General features: G+C 73.4%; 16 protein-coding genes. 11 read left to right on the top strand and 5 right to left on the bottom strand.

The window, feature by feature from the left end:
* Position 1: 1 nt before the first annotated feature.
* The 5 genes from HNP84_RS12460 to HNP84_RS12440 all read left to right on the top strand — a co-directional run bounded on the left by HNP84_RS12460 (position 2) and on the right by HNP84_RS12440 (position 4117).
* Positions 2 to 961 carry a helical backbone metal receptor gene (locus tag HNP84_RS12460; protein WP_185049836.1) on the top strand — a complete coding sequence of 320 codons (960 nt, stop codon included), beginning with the start codon at positions 2 to 4 and terminating at the stop codon, positions 959 to 961.
* Positions 958 to 2016 (top strand): FecCD family ABC transporter permease, encoded by a 1059-nt coding sequence (locus tag HNP84_RS12455; RefSeq protein WP_376771872.1) that lies wholly within the window; start codon positions 958 to 960, stop codon positions 2014 to 2016. Before HNP84_RS12460 ends, HNP84_RS12455 begins: the two co-directional genes overlap by 4 nt.
* Positions 2013 to 2792, top strand: a complete 780-nt coding sequence (locus HNP84_RS12450) for an ABC transporter ATP-binding protein (RefSeq protein ID WP_185049835.1) — start codon at positions 2013 to 2015, stop codon at positions 2790 to 2792. The genes HNP84_RS12455 and HNP84_RS12450 overlap by 4 nt, the downstream gene beginning before the upstream one ends.
* Positions 2789 to 3439 (top strand): adenosylcobinamide amidohydrolase, encoded by a 651-nt coding sequence (locus tag HNP84_RS12445; RefSeq protein WP_312924572.1) that lies wholly within the window; start codon positions 2789 to 2791, stop codon positions 3437 to 3439. The genes HNP84_RS12450 and HNP84_RS12445 overlap by 4 nt, the downstream gene beginning before the upstream one ends.
* An 84-nt stretch (positions 3440 to 3523) precedes the next feature.
* The gene (locus HNP84_RS12440) at positions 3524 to 4117 is read left to right on the top strand and encodes a Uma2 family endonuclease (protein WP_185049834.1); all 594 of its coding nucleotides are present in this window, start codon (positions 3524 to 3526) and stop codon (positions 4115 to 4117) included.
* Here the strand turns inward: HNP84_RS12440 and HNP84_RS12435 are convergent.
* Both HNP84_RS12435 and HNP84_RS12430 read right to left on the bottom strand, forming a co-directional pair.
* Complete coding sequence (locus tag HNP84_RS12435) at positions 4110 to 5807, bottom strand: hydantoinase B/oxoprolinase family protein (protein ID WP_185049833.1); 1698 nt, start codon at positions 5805 to 5807, stop codon at positions 4110 to 4112. The genes HNP84_RS12440 and HNP84_RS12435 overlap by 8 nt on opposite strands.
* Positions 5804 to 7828 (bottom strand): hydantoinase/oxoprolinase family protein, encoded by a 2025-nt coding sequence (locus tag HNP84_RS12430; protein ID WP_312924820.1) that lies wholly within the window; start codon positions 7826 to 7828, stop codon positions 5804 to 5806. The genes HNP84_RS12435 and HNP84_RS12430 overlap by 4 nt, the downstream gene beginning before the upstream one ends.
* Before the next feature lie 129 nt (positions 7829 to 7957).
* On the opposite strand from HNP84_RS12430, the gene HNP84_RS12425 reads away from it, so the two are divergent.
* The 3 genes from HNP84_RS12425 (at position 7958) to HNP84_RS12415 (ending at position 12339) form a co-directional block, all read left to right on the top strand.
* Positions 7958 to 9778, top strand: coding sequence for a zinc ribbon domain-containing protein (locus tag HNP84_RS12425; RefSeq protein WP_185049831.1), 1821 nt, complete (start codon positions 7958 to 7960; stop codon positions 9776 to 9778).
* Positions 9779 to 9783: 5 nt separating this feature from the next.
* A complete protein-coding gene (locus HNP84_RS52830) occupies positions 9784 to 11553 on the top strand; it encodes a serine/threonine-protein kinase (protein WP_425585880.1) in 1770 nt (589 codons plus the stop codon).
* Positions 11554 to 11673: 120 nt separating this feature from the next.
* Positions 11674 to 12339, top strand: coding sequence for a response regulator (locus HNP84_RS12415; RefSeq protein WP_312924569.1), 666 nt, complete (start codon positions 11674 to 11676; stop codon positions 12337 to 12339).
* A 133-nt stretch (positions 12340 to 12472) separates the two neighbouring features.
* On the opposite strand, the gene HNP84_RS12410 is transcribed toward HNP84_RS12415, so the two are convergent.
* Positions 12473 to 13078 (bottom strand): RICIN domain-containing protein, encoded by a 606-nt coding sequence (locus tag HNP84_RS12410; protein ID WP_185049830.1) that lies wholly within the window; start codon positions 13076 to 13078, stop codon positions 12473 to 12475.
* 175 nt (positions 13079 to 13253) lie between these two features.
* Here HNP84_RS12410 and HNP84_RS12405 point away from each other — a divergent pair, with 175 nt between their 5' ends.
* From HNP84_RS12405 to HNP84_RS12395, 3 genes are read left to right on the top strand one after another with little or no spacing between them, the layout of a single operon-like run.
* Positions 13254 to 15380, top strand: coding sequence for a DUF6421 family protein (locus HNP84_RS12405; protein ID WP_185049829.1), 2127 nt, complete (start codon positions 13254 to 13256; stop codon positions 15378 to 15380).
* Positions 15380 to 16051, top strand: coding sequence for an SDR family NAD(P)-dependent oxidoreductase (locus tag HNP84_RS12400; protein ID WP_185049828.1), 672 nt, complete (start codon positions 15380 to 15382; stop codon positions 16049 to 16051). The genes HNP84_RS12405 and HNP84_RS12400 overlap by 1 nt, the downstream gene beginning before the upstream one ends.
* Complete coding sequence (locus HNP84_RS12395; RefSeq protein ID WP_185049827.1) at positions 16048 to 17112, top strand: threonine aldolase family protein; 1065 nt, start codon at positions 16048 to 16050, stop codon at positions 17110 to 17112. Before HNP84_RS12400 ends, HNP84_RS12395 begins: the two co-directional genes overlap by 4 nt.
* A 44-nt stretch (positions 17113 to 17156) precedes the next feature.
* Here HNP84_RS12395 and HNP84_RS12390 read toward each other — a convergent pair whose 3' ends face one another.
* Together HNP84_RS12390 and HNP84_RS12385 are read right to left on the bottom strand one after the other, a co-directional pair.
* Positions 17157 to 17453, bottom strand: a complete 297-nt coding sequence (locus HNP84_RS12390; RefSeq protein WP_185049826.1) for a DUF3467 domain-containing protein — start codon at positions 17451 to 17453, stop codon at positions 17157 to 17159.
* A 73-nt stretch (positions 17454 to 17526) separates the two neighbouring features.
* Positions 17527 to 18198: a DUF305 domain-containing protein gene (locus tag HNP84_RS12385; RefSeq protein WP_185049825.1), complete on the bottom strand. Its 672-nt coding sequence runs from the start codon at positions 18196 to 18198 to the stop codon at positions 17527 to 17529.
* Positions 18199 to 18290 lie beyond the last annotated feature (92 nt).

Raw genomic sequence — 18290 nt, 5'->3', positions numbered from 1 at the left:
CGTGAGGCCCGTACGCACGGCCTTCGCGGGCGCCCTGCTGGGTGTGCTGGCCCTGGCCGGATGCGGCCAGGCGACCACCACAGACAGCGGCGCCGGCACCACGGCCTCCCCCACCGCCCCCGCATCCTCCTCCGCGGCGTTCCCGGTCACCGTCCAGGCCGGCAACGGCGCGGTCTCCATCGCCAAGAGGCCCGAGCGCATCGTCTCCCTCTCGCCGACAGCCACCGAGACCCTGTTCGCCATCGGCGCGGGCCCCCAGGTCGTCGCGGTGGACGACCAGTCCGACTACCCGGCGGAGGCCCCGAAGACCTCCCTGTCCGGCTTCAAGCCCAACGCCGAGGCCATCGCCGAGCACAACCCCGACCTCGTCGTGCTGGCCAACGACGCCGGCGGCATCGTGGCCGAGCTGGGCAAGCTCCAGGTCCCGGTGCTGCTCGAACCCGCGGCCACCAAGCTGGAGGAGAGCTACGACCAGATCACCGACCTCGGCGCCGCCACCGGCAACGCCGAGGCCGCGGCGACCCTGGCGGCGACCGTGAAGCGCCGCGTCGAGCAGGCGGCCTCGGCCGTGCCCAAGGACCACGACCTCAGCTACTACCACGAGCTGGACGTCACGCCGTACGCCGCCACCTCCGGCACGTTCATCGGCCAGATCTACGCCCGGTTCGGGCTGACCAACATCGCCGACGAGGCGCCCGGCGCGGCCGGCGGCTATCCCAAGCTGTCGGCCGAGTTCGTGGCCGAGGCCGACCCCGACCTGATCTTCCTCGGCGACACCGTGTGCTGCGGGCAGTCCAAGGAGACCCTGGCCAAGCGGCCCGGCTGGTCGGGGCTGTCGGCGATCAAGAACGACCGGGTCGTCGAGCTCGACGACGACATCGCCTCCCGCTGGGGTCCCAGGATCGCCGACTTCGCCGAGCAGGTCGGCCGGAGCGTCACCGCAGCCGCCTCCGCCTCGTGACCACCGGTACCCTCGCGCCCCCCGCCGGCGGCCTGCGTACGCGCGCCCTGTGGATCTCGGCCGCGGCGGCGCTGCTGGCCGCCGCTCTGCTGGCCGGGCTGCTGGTGGGCGCGGCCGGCATCGGCCCCGGGGAGGTGCTGCTCCAGGCCGCCGACTGGCTGCCGCTGGTGTCGGCCGACAGCGGGCTCACGCCGGTGGAGCGCAACCTGCTGTGGGAGCTGCGCCTGCCCCGCGTGCTCCTCGCCGCGGTCGTGGGCGGCCTGCTCGCGGTGGCGGGCGCCGGGTACCAGGGTGTGTTCCGCAACCCGCTCGCCGACCCCTACCTGCTCGGGGCCGCCGCCGGGGCCGGGCTCACCGTCACCGTGGTGATCGTCCTGGTCGGCGGCGACGCGGGGTCGGCGGCGGTGCCGGTGGCGGCGTTCGCGGGGGCGGTCGGCGGGGTGCTGATGGCGTACGCGCTGGGCGCCACGGCCTCGCGCACCGGCGGAGGCACCGCCACCCTCGTGCTGGCCGGGGTCGCGGTCACCTCGTTCCTGACCGCGATCCAGACCTTCGTGCAGCAGCTCGGGGTCGAGGAGCTGCAGCGGATCTACGCCTGGATCCTGGGCGACGTCGGCGGCGGCTGGGGCGAACTGCGCCTGGCCGCCCCGTACGCCGCCCTGGCCGCGGTGGTGATGCTGCTGCACGGCCGGATGCTCGACGTGCTGTCGGTGGGCGACGACGAGGCGGTCAGCCTGGGCGTGCGGGCGGCGCGGGTGCGCCTGGCGGTGCTGCTGGCCGCCAGCCTGGCCACGGCCGCGGCGGTCGCGGTCAGCGGGCTGATCGCGTTCGTGGGCATCGTCGTGCCGCACGTCGTGCGGCGGCTGGCGGGCGGCTCGTACCGGATCGTGCTGCCGCTGTCGCTGATCGGCGGCGGCGCGTTCCTGGTGCTCGCCGACGCGGTCGCCCGTACGGTGCTCGCCCCGGCCGAGCTGCCCATCGGGGTCGTCACCGCCTTCGTCGGCGCCCCGTTCTTCGTCTTCGTGCTGCGTGTGACCCGCGGGACCGCCACATGACCGAGGTGCGCGCCCGGAGCCTGACCGTCGCCCTAGACGGCCGCGAGGTCCTGTCCGGGGTGGATCTGGACGCCCCGGCCGGCGGCTGGCTGGCCGTCATCGGCCCCAACGGGGCGGGCAAGTCCACGCTGCTGCGCGCCCTGGCCGGCCTGCTGCCCGTGGAGGGCCGGGTGCTGATCGACGGAGAGGACGCGGGCGCCCTGCCCCCGCGCCGGCGGGCCCGGCTGGTGGCGTACGCGCCGCAGACCCCCGCCCTGCCGCCCGACATGTCGGTCTTCGACTACGCGCTGCTGGGACGCACGCCGTACATCTCCTACTTCGGCCGCGAGAGCCGGCACGACCGCGAGGTCACCGCGGGCGTCCTGGACCGCCTCGACCTGACCCCGCTCGCCGCGCGCCCGCTGGCCCGGCTGTCGGGCGGGGAGCGCCAGCGCGTCGTGCTCGCCCGCGCCCTGGCGCAGCAGGCGCCCGTGCTCCTGCTCGACGAGCCCACCACCGCCCTCGACCTGGGCCACCAGCAGCAGGTGCTGGAGCTCGTGGACCGCCTGCGCCGCGCCGACGGCCTCACCGTGATCGCCACGTTGCACGATCTCAACCTCGCCGCCCAGTACGCCGATGCGATGATGCTCCTCTCCGGCGGCCGGGCCGCGGCCTCCGGCGCCCCGGCCGAGGTGCTCACCGAGCACCTGATCTCCGGCCACTTCGGCGCCGAGGTCAAGGTCGAGCCGGGCCCCGACGGCAGTCCCCAGGTCCACCTGGTGAGAGGAGCCCGGTGAAACTCACGGTGAGCCACCGCGACGAGGACGGCGCCCGCCTGGCGTCGCTGCTGTGGGAGTGCGGCCCCGGCTGGCGCATGATCTCCTCGGCCGTCCTGGGCGGCGGCATCGGCGAGCGGACCTGGGTGCTCAACGCCCAGGTGATCGCGGGCTACTCCCGCATGGACCCCGCCGACCACCTGGCCGCCCTCGGCCCGGCCCACGGCGCCGGCGTCGGCATGATGACCGCCGCCAAGGCCGACCACTACGCCAGGGGCGAGGACGGCGGCGTAGAGGTGGTCGCCACGGTCGGCCTCCGCGTCCCCACCTGGGCCGCGTCCCCCGAGGGCGCCGAAGACCCGGAACTCGCGCCCATCCGGGTGGGCACGATCAACATCATCGCCGCCGTCCCGGTCGCCATGACCGACGCCGCCCTGGTCAACACGGTCATGACCGCCACCGAGGCCAAGACCCAGGCCCTGCTCGAAGCTGGCCACCCCGGCACCGGCACCGCCTCCGACGCCATCTGCGTCGCCGTCCGCACCGAAGGCCCGCGGGAACCCTTCGGCGGCCCCCGCTCGACCTGGGGCGCCCGCCTGGCCCGCGCCGTCCACCAGGCGGTCGCCGAGGGCGCCGCCGCCTGGCACTCCCTCGCCGCCGCCGAGTGAGGGTTCGACTACTTTAAGTGAGGGAATTTCGCCAAGTAGCATGTGCGTGAGGGCGAGCACCACGACAATGAACGGGTGACGAGCATGGCGATCGAGCCGCAGAGCGAGCCGGACCAGGGAGCGGGCGGCATGTCGCTTCATCTCCCCGGCAGGCCGCCGTACACCGTGACCGACCTGCTGGAGTTCCCCGACGACGGGAACCGCTACGAACTCGCCAACGGGAGCCTCCTGGTGAGCCCTTCCCCCACGCCCATCCGCCAGCGTGCGCTGGCACGCCTCCTACGGGTCCTCGACGACGCGGCACCGCCTGAGCTGGAAGCGCTGCCTGACGTCAACCTGGCCGTCAGTCAACGCGACTTCTACATCCCTGACGTAGTCGTGGTTCCCACCGAGGCCACGTCGGCGACCGAGCTGATGTTCAAGCCCGCGGACCTCCATCTGGCGGTCGAGATCGTGAGCCCCTCCACCAAGGCGCGTGACCGCATCCTGAAGGTCGGTGCCTACGCCGCTGCCGGCATTCCGCTCTATTGGCGGCTTGAGCTGACCGAGGGTCACAGCCTCTACGTGTACGAACTCGAAGACGGGGAGTACACGCCGCCGGTGTGCTACGAGGGCGGCAAGGTCGCCGAGCTGGTCCGGCCGTTCCCGGTGAGCTTCGATCCCGCCGACCTCACCTGAAGCATCTGGTGAGGGTGCCGTCCGGGTTGACGGTCACTCCGTAGTCCGTGGCCGCGGCTTCGGGGGTGATCGCGCCGGTGGCGAGGTCCCTCTCGACGGCGGGCAGGGGGCGGGTGCGCGGGTCGCCGATGCCGCCTCCGCCCGTGGTCTCGATGATGAACGCCTCGCCCGCCTCGAAGCGGACGTTGTTCGATTTGGCGGGCAGGCGTTCCACGGTGCCGTCGCGGTGGCGTTTGCGGAAACCTCCGGTGCGGCCCGGCAGGCCGCCGGAGCGGCCCGGTGGGGGAGTGCGGAGGCGGTCGCCGCGGGTGGTCACGTGTGCGGCGGCGAGGAAGCGGATCACGGTGCGGGAGCCGAGGCCGCCGCGGTGGCGGCCGGGGCCGCCGGAGTCGGGGATCGTCTCGACCGACTCGACCACGAGGGGGCAGCGCGACTCGACCGGCTCGGCCTGCGGGATGGAGTTGCGGCCGACCCCGAAGTGCACGCCGGTGGCGTCGGGGCCGTCCTTGCCCTGGCGGGCGCCCACCCCGCCGAAGTCGTAGGACAGGTGGATCCAGTACGGCGCGCCGACCGCGGCGATGCTGAACGGCTGCAGGATGCCGCTGGCCGCGATGGCGCGGTCGGGCATCGCGTCCGACAGGGCCTGGAAGACCGCCTCCATGGCCGCGTAGATCGGCACGAACCGGCCGCCGCACGGGTGGGGCGGCTGGGCGTTGAGCAGCGAGCCGGACGGGAGGCGTACCTCGATCGCGCGCAGGCAGCCGTCGTTCATCGGGATCGTGGGGTCCAGGAAGCAGCGCACCGCGAACACCGCCGCAGCCAGCGACTGCGACGCCGAGGAGTTGATCGCGGCCGGCACCTGCGGGCCGGTGCCCGCGAAGTCGAGCACGGCCCGCCCGTCACCGACCTCGACCTCGACCGCGACGGTGTGGGTGACGCCGGGGTGGATGCCGTCGTCGTCGATCGGGTACGACGCCGCGTACCGGCCCCGGGGCAGCTCGGCGAGGGCGGCGCGGGTCCGGGCCTCGGTGTCGTCCAGGTAGTCCTCGATCCCGGCGGCCAGGCCGGTCTCGCCGTACTCCCCGGCCAGGGTGCGCAGCCGGGCCGCCGCCACGGCCGTGCCCGCGACCAGCGCACGTACGTCGCCCATGACCTTGTCCGGGGTGCGGCTGTTGGCGCGCAGGATCGCCTCGACGGCGGGTTCGAGGCCGGCGGCGGTGGCCAGGCGCACGGGCGGGAGCTGCAGGCCCTCCAGGAAGATGTCGGTGGCCAGCGGGGCCATGCCCCCGGCCGACAGGCCGCCCAGGTCGGCGACGTGGATCATGGTGGCGGTGAAGTAGCGCGGGGCGCCGCCGAGGAACACCGGCCGGTAGACGAGCAGGTCGTTGGTGTGCACGCCGCCGCGGTAGGCGTCGTTGAGGGCGTAGACGTCGCCGTCGCGCATGGCCGCGAGGGGGATGTCGCGCAGCAGCTCTGGCAGGGCGACCTTGAGGGCCATGCTGTTCATCAGCGTGGTGGCCATGGACTGGGCGATCAGCCGGCCGGAGGCGTCGAGCAGCGCCGCCGACGCGTCCGAGCCCTCCACGATGAAGGTCGAGTACGCCGAGCGCACCACGACGATGCTGGCCTCCTCGGCGGCCACGACGAGCGCGTTGCGCAGCACTTCGGCGGTCAGGGCGTCCTGGCTCACGGCGCCGTCCGGATGGTCACGGCGTCGCCGGGGGTGCGGGCGGCGTGCCAGCCGGGCGGGACCACGATCGTCGATCCGGCCTCCTCGATGATCAGCGGGCCGGGGGCGCCGGCGGCGGTCAGGTGCGCGCGGGACAGGACCGGGACGGCGGTGTAGCCGCCCCGTTCCGGGAAGTACGCCCGGCGCGCCCCCGGCGCCGGCGCGGGGCTCCCGGCCGCCGGGACGGCTGCGCCGGCCTCGCCGGCCTCGCCGGCCTCGGGCGGGGGGAGGGTCACCCTGGCGTGGTAGGTGACGATCTCGATCGGGCCGGTCTGGCGGATGCCGTACACGCGCTCGTACTCCGCCTCGAACCGGGCCGCCAGCTCGTCCCGGTCGGGCGTCCACGCGACGGGGAGGTCGTGCGACTGGCCGGTGAAGCGGACGGTGGCGGTGCGGGTGACGGTCACGCCGGGGTCGCCGGGTGTGACGCCGAGGTCGCGGCAGGCGTCCTCGGCGAGCCGGGCGAAGACGGCCTCGGGGTCGGGGGCGCCGAGCCGGGTCAGGACCCGGTCGGTGGACAGGGCGCCCGACAGCAGGCCGGCCGCGGACGCCACGCCGCAGTGGGCGGGGATCACGACCGTGCCGATGCCGAAGCGCGCGGCGACCCCGGCCGCGTGCATCGGGCCCGCGCCGCCGAAGGCGACCAGGGCGAAGCCGCGCGGGTCGATGCCGCGCTGCACGGTCACCACGTGCACGGCCGAGGCCATCGACGCGGTGACGATCTCGTGGACGGCGTGCGCCGCCTCCGCCCGGCCGACGCCGAGCGGCCCGGCCAGGTGCCGGTCGATCGCCTTCTCCGCGAGCTCGGGGTGCAGCCGGAGCGTGCCGCCGGCCAGCGCCCCCGGGGCCAGGTAGCCGAGCACCAGGTTCGCGTCGGTCACCGTGGGCTGGTCGCCGCCGAGGCCGTAGCAGGCCGGGCCGGGCTCCGAGCCCGCCGAGCGCGGGCCGACGCGCAGCGTGCCGGCGGCGTCCAGCCAGGCGATGCTGCCGCCGCCCGCGCCGACCTCGGCCAGGTCGATGGCGGGCGTCTTGATCGGCACGCCGGTGCCGGCGCGCCGCCCGCCGAAACTGCCCTTGCCGCCCACGTGGAACTCGCGGGTGATCTCCGGGCGGCCGTTCCTGATCACGCAGGTCTTGGCGGTGGTGCCGCCCATGTCGAAGGAGATCACGTCGGGGCGGCCGGTCGCCGCTGCGGCCAGCACGCCCGCGGCGGGGCCGGACTCGATGGTCGCCACGGCCCGGCGCGCGGCCAGCTCCGCGGACATGACGCCGCCGCCCGACTCCATGACGTACACCGGCGCGCGTACGCCGATCGCCGCCAGGCGCTCGCGGAGGGCCCGCAGGTAGCGGCCCAGGACCGGGCCGACGTACGCCGACATGATCGTGGTGGTGGCCCGCTCGTACTCCCGGATCTCCGGCCACACCTGCGAGGAGGTCACGATCGACGCGCCGGGCAGCTCCCGCGCCAGGATCTCGGCCACCCGGCGCTCGTGGGCGCCGTCGGCGTACGCGTGCAGCAGGCACACCGCCACCGACGTGATGCCGCGCCGGGCGATCTCGGCCGCCACCTCGCGCACGGCGTCCTCGTCGAGGGGGAGCAGCACCTCGCCGCGCGGCCCGATCCGCTCGGGCACCTCGAAGCAGTCCTGCGCCGCGACCGGGGGCGGGGGCGGGTCGAAGCGCAGGTCGTAGCGGTCCTCCTCGACGCGGGCGTACCTGCCGAGGGGGATCGTGGACCGGAAGCCCCGGGTGGTGACGTACGCGACCCGCTCGCCGCGCCGCTCCAGCACCGCGTTGGTCGCCAACGTGGTGGCGTGCACGACCCGGCCGACGGCCTCCGGGGCGACCCCGGCGTCGCGCAGGGCAGCTAACACTGCGGTAACGATTCCGGACGCAGGGTCACTGTGGGTGCTCAAGCACTTGGTCGAGGTGACCGGTCCCGAGGGGCCTCTGAGCACGGCATCCGTGAAAGTGCCGCCCACGTCGATCCCGATCGTGTACTCCACGTGCGGCAGCGTACGTGCCGAGCAAGCGCTTGTCTACGTTTAAACGTATTGACTTCTCCAGAGTCATTGGGACCCTTGTCTCAGCACAGCGGGAGGAGACCGGGGATGGGGCGTTCCGCGGCCTGGACGCGCTTATCGGGCACGGCGGCGCTGCTTGGGGGGACGGCGGCGGCGCTGGTGTGCGCGTCGGCGCCCGTGCTCGCCCACCAGCACCCCAGCGGCATCACCGACCTGGTCACCCCCGCGGTCGTCCGGGTCGAGGCCGAGTCGCGCGTCGAGATCACCCTGCTGGACCACGTCGGCGAGCTGCTGCACGTGGAGCGTTCCTACGACGTGCCGATCGGCGTCGGCACCGGCTTCGTGGTCAACCCCGAGGGCACGATCGTCGTGCCCACCGAGGTGGTCAAGACCGACAAGAAGGTCGAGATCTACGCGGCCAACAGGATCTTCGCCGAACACCACAAGGTGCCGATCCCCGACGACTACGAAAAGCACAGGGTCGAGAACAACGACGTCCTGGACCACCACCTCCAGGCCTGCTACGACACCGAGTCCAAGACCAGCACCTGCATCATCGACGTCACCACCGAGATCACGGTCTTCCCCAACATCCAGCCCGCCGACTCCAAGGGCTTCAAGGCCGAGATCGTGCACACCGGCGACCGGCCCGAGGCCCCGGCCGTGATCCGGCCGGTCCAGCAGAACGGCGGCGGCACCGGCCTGCCCACCGCCCCGCTGGCGCCCAAGGTGCCCGACAAGGAGTCGCCGATCGCCGTGGCCGGGTTCGTCGGCCGCCCCGCCGCCGACCTCCAGCACACCATCGACATCGGCCACCTCGCCGCGGGCGGCGCCGGCGAGAGCGGGCGCCCGTTCAAGGACCCCGAGGGCAAGGTGGACGAGCCCGCCAAGCTGGGCGCGCTGGTGGACAAGGGCCTGCTGGGCGCGCCGGTCATCGGCGACAAGGACGGCGCGGTCGTCGGCTACCTCGTGGGCGGCGGCAAGGAAGCCCGGATGATCGGCGTCCGCGAGGTGCAGGCCGCGCTTGGCCAGGCCAAGCTGCCCCCGCGCCGCGGCCCGATCGACTCGGCCTTCGAGGTCGCGCTCACCCGCTTCCACAGCAAGTACTACGGTGACGCCGTGCCCGCCTTCCAGCGCGTCCTGGAGCTCTACCCCGGCCACATCGTCGCCGCCAAGCACCTGAAGACCGCCCAGGAGAAGCGCGGCGGCCCCGAGGACGCCAACGCCAAGCTCGCCGCCGCGCCGGCCTCCGACGAGGGCGTCCCGCTGTGGCCGTTCCTCGCCGGCGCGGGCGTGCTGGTGCTGATCGTGCTGGTGGGCGCGGTGGTGCTGTGGCGCCGGCGCGGCTCGGGCGACGGCGACGAGGGCGGCGGGCCCGCCCCCGAGCAGCCCGTGCCCCAGCCCGTGGCCGCCCAGGCCGTCTACCAGGCGCCGGTGGCGCCGGCAGCGTCATCCGTGTCGTCCGCGCCGCCCGCCGGGGCCGCGCGGCCCGCGGGGGTGCCGATCGACAGCCTCGCCGCCGCTCCCCGGCCGCCGCGCGACGACACCGCCGACCCGACCGTCGTCGTCGGGCGCCCGCGCAGCTACCCGCCCGTGCCGCAGGTCGGCCCGCAGGGTGAGCCGATCCTGGTCGCGGGCCAGCCGGCGCCGTCCGGCACCGGCCCGCAGCCCGTCGTGTCCGGCACCGGGGCCCACCCGGTCGTCACCGGCACCGGCGCGCAGCCCGTGATGGCCGCCTCCGACGGCGACTCCTCGCCGGGGCTGTCGGGGGTCGTGGTCCCGGCCGTGGTCGGCAGGCAGCAGGGCGCCAAGGGCAAATCGGTGCAGAAGTACTGCACGCAGTGCGGCATGGGCCTCGGTCCCGCGCACCGGTTCTGCGGCTACTGCGGCCACCCGGCCGAGACGTGATGCCGGTGAACGAGCGCTCGCTGATCGGCCAGGAGGTCGCCGGGTATCACATCGAGGACATCATCGGCAAGGGCGGCATGGCCGTGGTGTACCTCGCCGTCGATCCCCGGCTGAACCGGCGCGTCGCGCTGAAGATCCTTCACCCGGTGCTGACCACCGACGACCGGTTCCGGCAGCGCTTCATCCTGGAGTCGCGCACCGTCGCCAGCATCGACCACCCCAACATCATCCCGATCTACGAGGCCAACGCCGAGGGCGACGTCCTGTACATCGCCATGCGGTACGTCGACGGCCTGGACCTGCGCAAGCACTTCCTGGACCGCGGCCCGCTCGCCGTCGCCCAGGTCAACCGGATCTTCTCCCAGGTGGCCGCGGCGCTGGACACCGCGCACGCGCACGACCTGATCCACCGCGACGTGAAGCCGGCCAACATCCTGATCGCGGGCGGCGCCGAGGGCGAGCACGTCTACCTCACCGACTTCGGCATCACCAAACACCGCACCTCGATCTCCGGGCTGACCCAGACCGACCAGTTCATCGGCACCCCCCGCTACATGGCGCCCGAGCAGATCAACAAGGAGCACATCGACGGCCGCTGCGACCAGTACGCCATGGCCTGCGTGGTGTACGAGGCGCTGGCCGGGCGGCTGCCGTTCCAGCGCGACAACGACATCGCGCTGCTGTGGGCGCACCTCGCCGAGGCGCCTGCGCCGCTCAGCACGCTGCGGCCGGAGCTGCCGCTCGAAGTGGACGGCGTGATGGCGCGGGCGCTGGCCAAGTCGCCCGACCAGCGCTTCGCGACCTGCGGTGAGTTCGTCGCCGCGCTGCGCGACGCGATCAGCGGCCACTCCGCCGGCGGGTCGTACGCATTCCCGGTGGCCCCGGCCGGCCCTGCCCCGCACCCGGCGGGGCCCACGTCGCACCCGGGCCTGCACGCTCACCCTGCCGGCCAAGCGCAGCCGCACGCCGGTCACGCCGCGTACGCGGGCCAGGGCGAGGCCGCAGCCCAAGCGGCCCCGGTAGCCCAAGCGGCTCAAGTGGCCCAGACCGGCCACCCGGCGGCCCAGGCGGCGCCAGAGGCGCACGGGCCGCAGACCGCGCCGACGGTCCCCTCGGCCGGCACGGGCGGCAAGGGGAGCAAGGGGAGCAAGGGCAAGAAGGGCGGCAGGGGCATCCTGATCGGCGCGTCCGCCGCCATCGCGGTCATCGTGGCGGCGGCGATGGCGCTGGCCCTGGTGCTGCGCGGCGGCGAGGCCGACTGGAAGCGCTACGCCCCGACGGTGGCGGCCCCGATCTCCTTCGAGTACCCCGGTGAATGGACGGCGCGCACCCACACCGACCTGTTCGCCATCGCCTCGGAGCAGGTGGACGTGTTCGAGCGGTTGTTCGTCACGCCGGTCAGCGCCGACTGGGCGTCCGCCAACCAGGTGATCCGCGACGATCCCGAGGCCGCCACCGGCGTCTACGCCCAGGTGCTGGCCACGGTCACCGCCGACTCGCAGGCCGACGAGGTGACCGACGCGCTCTCCTCGTCACTGCCGGGGCAGGTCAGCGTGCCGTCCGAGCCGGTGCAGGTGACCGTCGGCGGGCAGCCGGGCGTGCGGCTGAAGGGCGCGGTCAGCGACCCGCAGAACGGCGGGCGGCTGGACTTCACCGCGTACGTCGTGGACCACCAGGGCGGCACGGTGCTGTTGATCTACTACTGCGCCGCCGCCGGTTGCCAGGACTCCGTCGCCGAGCGGATCGCGGGCAGCGTGGAGTTCCAGGGCTCCTGACCCCGCCCCCTCACCGGCCACTTGGGCCTCACTTGGAGGCCGCTTGTTTGGGCGTTTTGTCCAGTTTCCCGGTGCTCCGTGGCCGTTTAAGCTGCGTCACATATCTCCAGGGAGGCTGGTGTGAGCGAGATCCGGATCCTGATAGCCGACGACCAGGCCATGGTCCGTGCGGGCCTGCGGATGGTCCTGGAGACCGAGGAGGGCATGGCCGTGGTCGGGGAGGCGGCCGACGGCGCCGAGGCCGTCGCGGTGGCCCGGCGCACCCGCCCCGACGTCGTGCTGATGGACATCTCGATGCCCCGCATGGACGGACTGGCCGCGGCGGCGGCGCTGCTCGGCGGCCAGAACCCGCCGAAGGTCATCATGCTCACGACCTTCAACACCGACGAGAACCTGTACGCCGCGCTGCGCGTGGGCACCAGTGGCTTCCTGCTCAAGGTCTCGCCTCCCGAGCAGCTCGTGGACGCCGTGCGCGTGGTCGCCGCGGGCGACGCGCTGCTCGATCCGGCCGTGACGACCCGGGTGATCGCCTCCTTCGCCGGCCGGCACGAGCCCGCGCCCCCGCCGCAGCTCGCCGAGCTGACCCCGCGCGAGCTGGAGGTGCTGCGCCTCCTGGCCCGCGGCCTCACCAACGCCGAGATCGCCAAGGAGCTCTACGTCGGTGAGGCCACGGTCAAGACCCACGTCGCCAGGGTGCTGATGAAACTGCACCTGCGCGACCGCGCACAGGCGGTGGTCTTCGCCTACGAGTCGGGCGTGGTGCGCCCCGGGGCCTCGGCCGCCTGAGCGCCGCAGCGGCCGTCAAGGCAGGCAGTGCGCCGTCAGACGGGCAGTGCGCCGTCAAGGCGGGCAGTACGCCGTCAAGGCGGGCAGTGCGCCGTCAAGGCGGGCAGTGCCCGGTAGGCCGGGCAGCGCGCGGTCAGACCAGGCGCCACTGCTGGTTGGTGCCGCCCGTGCAGCTCCACTGCACGACGCGGGTGCCGTTGGCCTGGCTCGCGCCGTTGACGTCCAGGCACTTGTGGCTGTTCCTGTTGACGAACTTGGAGTAGCCGTTGTGCAGGTCCACCCGGCGCCACTGGTGGTGCGGGGCGGACGAGCACGGCCACTGCTGCACCCGGGCGCCGTTGTCGGTGGACCGGCGCGCGACCTCCAGGCACTGTCCGCTGTGGCGGGCGACGATGTGGTAGAAGCCGTCCTTGGTCGGGATCAGCGCCCAGCGCTGGTTGGAGCTGCCGCTGCAGGTGAACTGGATCGCGCGCGCGGCGTTGTCGGTGCTCGCACCGGCGATGTCCAGGCACTTGCCGCTGTGCCTGGCGACGACGAGCCGGTACTGCGGCGCGTGCGCCTGCTGCTGCGGGGCGGCCTGCTGCTCCCGCTCCTCGTGCCCCAGGTACGGGACCAGCTCGTCCTGGGTCACCGGTTCGGGGTCGGCCACCGCCGCCGCCTGCGGGCTCGCGACGAGTGCCGCCGCGAGGAGCGCGCCGACGGGGGCGAGCAGGTGCCGTGCTCGGAACCGTTGTGCCATGAGTTGGAGTCCTTTCTCGGACAACGGGTTGACGGATCAAGCGCACTCATAGTAAGCATACGATCGCAGAACGTATCGGTAGGCGCGGCGGCGTGTGTCACAGTCGGCTCTGCGGTCGATGTCCGGTTTCTGTGTATATTTTTCTCCTGAAGCCCGACTTTTCAGGAGATCCTTCATGACGGTGTTCCCGCGTGTCCTGTTCGACGAGGCCCACAGCGAGTCGTGGACCATACGCGCCGAGCTCGCGGCGGTCATGAACCCGGGCCATCCCGACGACAACAGCTACGCCCGCGCCGCCGCCGCGCTGCGCCGCCTCGGCCACGAGGTGCGGGCCCACACCGGCGGCCCGCTCACCCCGTCCCTGCTCGCCCGGCACGACGTGCTGGTCATCGCGCATCCCTCCGCCGAGCGCTGGGAGCGCACCACCGGCCTCGGCAGCCCCGTGCTCCCCGCCGAGGAGCTGGACGCGATCGAGGCGTACGTCGAGGCCGGCGGCGGGCTGGTCGTGCTCGCGGAGTGCGAGCAGGACAAGTACGGCAGCAACCTCGCCGCCCTGCTCGCCCGCTTCGGCATCGGCGTCGAGCACGTCACCGTGCAGGACCCGCGCCACGCCCACAACAGCGTCCCCACCTGGGTCATGGGCGTTCCCGGCGACGGCCCGATCCCGGCTCGCGCCCGCCGCGCCTGCTTCTACCGCTCCGGCGCGCTCACCGGCCCCGGGCACGCCGAGATCCTGTACCGCACCTCGCCCACGGCCGACCCCGCGAGCGCGCCCCTCGCGCTGGCGGTGCGCCACGGGCACGGCCGGGTGGTCGCCTTCGCCGACTCCGACCTGTTCGGCGACGACTCCATCGCCGAGCACGACCACGAGACCCTGTGGGGCGACGTCGTGACCTGGGCCGCCCGCCTCCCCGCCGACCCGGGCAGCCAATCCGGCAGCCGAACCGCCACCGGCACCGGCACCCGAACCGGCACCCAGACCCGCGGCGAGCCCGACGCCGGGTTCGCCGCGCTCAAGGCGGTGGTGGAGGAGCTGCGTCCCCTCCAGGCCGAGGACGGCTCGATCGCCGCCGAGCCCGAGCGGGCCGCCGCCCTGGTCGAGCGGATCGCGGGGCACGTCGCCGCGCTCGCGCCCCGCTTCCCGCACGACCGCGCCTACCTCGACGCCGTCGTCGCCGACCTGCGCAAGTGGGCCGCGCAGGGGCTCGGCGTGCCGGACTTCCTCGACTCGCTGACGGCCTTCCACCCCGAGGAGCAGCGGATCGACGGGCGCGAGCACCTGGTCGTGTTCCCGATGTACACCCAGAACGGCAACCGCGCCCGCAACCTGGAGGCCGTGTGGCTGCGCACGGTCTGGCCGGAGTGGCTGGCCCGTCTGGAGCGCGCCCGCTACGACAACCCGATGTTCGTGCCGGTGGCGTTCGAGGACTTCACCGCGGGCTACGACACCGACTCGGCGGTGCTGTTCCCCGAGACCGTCGCGGTGCGCGAGACCCCGCCCCGGTTCACCTGGGGCGCCATCTTCTGCGACCGCGAGTCCGCCCGGTTCCGCCGCGTCTCCGCCGCCGCGGCCGAGACGCTCCGGCTGGACCTGCCGCCCGAGGCCGAGCGGCTGCTGGCCGGGCGGGATCTCGCCCGCGACGCCTTCACCCTGTGGGACCTGGTGCACGACCGCACGCACAGCCACGGCGACCTGCCGTTCGACCCGTTCATGATCAAGCAGCGCATGCCGTACTGGATGTACGCGCTGGAGGAGCTGCGCTGCGACCTGACCGCGTTCGGCGAGGCGGTCAGGCTGGAGGCCAAGGGCGTGCCCCAGGCCCGGTACGTCCAGATCGCGATCCTGTTCGACCGGCTGTTCCGGTTCCCGATCACCGGCGGGCGGGTGCGCAACTACGACGGGCTCGGCGGCCAGCTCCTGTTCGCCTACCTGCACCGCAACGACGTCGTGCGGTGGACCGACAACCGGCTCACCATCGACTGGCCGCGGGTGCCCGACGGCGTGGCCGACCTGCGGGGCGAGGTGGACAAGCTGTACCGCGACGGCATCGACCGCTCCAAGCTGGCGCACTGGCTGGCGGCGTACCGGCTTGTGGCGAAGTACGTAGATCCTCATCCCGCCTCGGTGTGGAATCGCGGTGTGGACGCGCTTCCGGAGGCAGAACCGGGGCAGGACATGCGAAGCAGTACGAAGGCGATCGTGGACGCCGTGCTCCCCGACGAATTCCCCCTGAGCATGTTCTACGAGGCGCTCCGCCGTAAGCTCAGCAGTGTCGTCGATTCCACTAGGGGGATTCGCTGATGGACCAGAGGGTTGTCGTCGTCACCGGGGCCGGAGGCCCCGCGGGCCAGGCCGTCGTACGGCGGCTGGCCGCCGCAGGTGACACCGTCGTCGCGGTGGACGCGCGGCCCCAGCCCGAGATCGCGGGCGCCGAGCAGTTCGTGGCCGACCTGCTCCAGCCGCACGCCGTCGGCGACCTCGCCCGGGACATCGCGGTGAAGTACGGCCGCGTCGACGGCGTCGTGCACCTCGTCGGGGGCTGGCGCGGCGGCAAGACCTTCGCCGACACCGACCTGGAGGACTGGGACCTCCTGCACGACCTGCTCATCCGCACGCTCCAGCTCGTCTCGCTGGCCTTCGAGCCGCTGCTGGCCGAAAGCCGCAACGGCCGCTTCGTGATCGTCTCTGCGACCGCCGCGCAGCGGCCCGGCCAGGGCGACGCCGCGTACGCCGCCGCCAAGGCCGCCGCCGAGGCGTGGACGCTCGCCCTGGCCGACGCGCTGCGCGGCACCGGCTCGGCCGCCACCATCCTGGTCGTCAAGGCCCTGGTCAACGACGCCATGCGGAGCGCCAAGCCCGACGCCAAGTTCACCGGGTTCACCGACGTCGAGAGCCTCGCCGAGGTCATCGCGGGCCTGTGGGACCGCCCCGCCGAGGAGCTCAACGGACAGCGGCTGGAACTCACCAGGTGACCGGCGCCACCACCCGCCGGCACGACCCGCACTCCCGCGGCTTCGCCAGCGACAACTACGCCGGCGCCCATCCCGAGGTGATCGCGGCGGTGGCGCGGGCCAACGAGGGCCACCAGCCCGCCTACGGCGACGACGTGTACACCGAGGCGCTGCAGGAGGTCTTCCGGGCCCACCTCGGCCCCGCCGCCCGCGCCTGGCCGGTCTTCAACGGCACCGGGGCCAACGTCGTGGCCCTGCGCTCGATGTGCGCGCCGTGGGAGTCGGTGATCTGCGCGGAGACCGCGCACATCAACGTGGACGAGGGCGGCGCGCCCGAGGTCACCGGCGGGATCAAGCTGCTGACCGTGCCCACGCCCGACGGCAAGCTCACCCCGGAGCTGATCGACCGCCAGGCGTGGGGCTTCGGCGACGTGCACCGCGCGCAGCCGAAGGTCGTCTCGATCTCCAACGCCACCGAGCTGGGCACCGTCTACACCCCCGAGGAGGTCGCGGCGATCTGCGAGCACGCCCACGGGCTCGGGCTGCTCGTGCACGTGGACGGCGCCCGCATCGCCAACGCCGCCGCGTCGCTGGGCGTGCCGCTGCGCGCCCTGACCACCGACGCCGGCGTGGACGCGCTCTCCTTCGGCGGCACCAAGATCGGCCTGCTGTTCGGCGAGGCGGTCGTGGTCCTCAACGACGCGGCGGCCCGCGGCGTGGGCTACGTGCGCAAGACCGCGATGCAGCTCCCGTCGAAGATGCGCTTCGTCTCGGCGCAGTTCGAGGCGCTGCTCGCGGGCGACCTGTGGCTGCGCAACGCGGGCCGGGCCAACGCGATGGCCGCCAGGCTCGCCCGCGCCGTGGCCGGGGTGCCCGGCGTCCGGATCACCCAGCCCACCCAGGCCAACGCGGTCTTCGCGATCCTGCCCCCCGGGGTCGCCGACCGGCTGCGCAAGCGCTTTCGCTTCTACACCTGGGACGACGCCACCGGCGAGGTGCGCTGGATGTGCTCCTACGACACCACCGAGGCCGAGGTCGACGCCTTCGCCCAGGCCATAGCCGAGGAGGCGCGCGCGGGCTGAGCGCACTCCCTCCCGGCGCGCCGCGCCGGGAGGGACCGGGCGGCTCACACCTTGTGCCCGGTCTCCTTCTCGTACGCCGTGAGCTGCTGCTCCAGGGCCTTCATCAGCTCGAAGACCTGGCTCGGAGGCAGGCGGATGCGGCTGACGATCCGTGTGGGCACGCTGAGGATGCGCTGCCCCGACTGGGGATCGTCGGCGAGCTGCGGCGGCCGGGTGATCACCGCGAAGTCCAGGACGAAACCATCCCGCGTGTGCCACACCGACGCGAAGTTTGCGTACTGCCCGGCTTCGACCTCGGCGGAGATGCTCACTTCGAGATGGCTCTCCGGCTCTTCGTTCACTGTCGCTCCGCTCCTGTTGATCGGGCTCCCATCCTGCCCTGATCGTCCTGCGCGCGCGGGCGGCGCGCCGGTCTCACTTCAGGATCGATGGGTACGGCCGGCCGCCGCGGGCCGCGAGCATCTCGGTCATCAGCTTGATCTCGCCGGCCTGGCCGGCGCTGATGTGCCGGGCCATGGTGACGACCTCCTCGCGCTCGGAGAGCCGCTGCAGGGCGTCGGCCATCTGCACGCCCCCCTCGTGATGGCGGATCATCAACTGCAGGAACAGGATCTCCGCGTCCTTCCCCTCGGCCTGCCGCAGCTTGTCCAGCTCGGCCGAGGTGGCCATGCCCGGCATCGCGGCCCCGGCCGTGACGGCGGCCCCCGACGCCGTGTGGCCGTGCCCGGCCATCCACGCCATGCGCGGCCGTTCCGTGGCCTGGTTCAGCCCCCACTGCTGCAGCCACCCCATGAAGATCCCGCGCTGCGCGGTCTGCGTCACGATGATGTCGTACGCGAGCTGCCGTACGCGCTCGTCGTCGGTGGCGTCGCGCACGATGAACGCCATCTCGACGGCCTGGGCGTGATGGGTGCCCATGTCGCGGGCGAAGCCCGCCTCGGGCGAGGCGTCGGTCGGCGTGCCCGCGCGCCCGACGATCAGGATGATCGCCGCGGCGGCGAGGAGGCAGATGCCGAGGATCGCCAACGGGAGGCTCCGCCGCGCTCGTGGCGCCTGCTCACCGGTCGGTTCCAGGGGCTTGTCCATTGCTTACTTAGGGTACCCACGATCCCGGATGTCTGCCGTAAACCACCACGCGTACCACTTATTCCCCGCATACGCCGAAAGGGCATAAGGTG

It is taken from the genome of Thermocatellispora tengchongensis (assembly GCF_014202315.1).
Lineage (GTDB): Bacteria > Actinomycetota > Actinomycetes > Streptosporangiales > Streptosporangiaceae > Thermocatellispora > Thermocatellispora tengchongensis.
Note: the sequence above shows the minus strand (reverse complement) of the source record. Positions and strands in the feature narration are given on the sequence as shown.

Coding starts and splice junctions, on each gene's coding strand:
- HNP84_RS12450 (WP_185049835.1), top strand. CDS start 2,013: ATGACCGAGGTGCGCGCCCGGAGCCTGACCGTCGCCCTAGACGGCCGC.
- HNP84_RS12440 (WP_185049834.1), top strand. CDS start 3,524: ATGGCGATCGAGCCGCAGAGCGAGCCGGACCAGGGAGCGGGCGGCATG.
- HNP84_RS12425 (WP_185049831.1), top strand. CDS start 7,958: ATGGGGCGTTCCGCGGCCTGGACGCGCTTATCGGGCACGGCGGCGCTG.
- HNP84_RS12410 (WP_185049830.1), bottom strand. CDS start 13,078: ATGGCACAACGGTTCCGAGCACGGCACCTGCTCGCCCCCGTCGGCGCG.
- HNP84_RS12405 (WP_185049829.1), top strand. CDS start 13,254: ATGACGGTGTTCCCGCGTGTCCTGTTCGACGAGGCCCACAGCGAGTCG.
- HNP84_RS12400 (WP_185049828.1), top strand. CDS start 15,380: ATGGACCAGAGGGTTGTCGTCGTCACCGGGGCCGGAGGCCCCGCGGGC.
- HNP84_RS12385 (WP_185049825.1), bottom strand. CDS start 18,198: ATGGACAAGCCCCTGGAACCGACCGGTGAGCAGGCGCCACGAGCGCGG.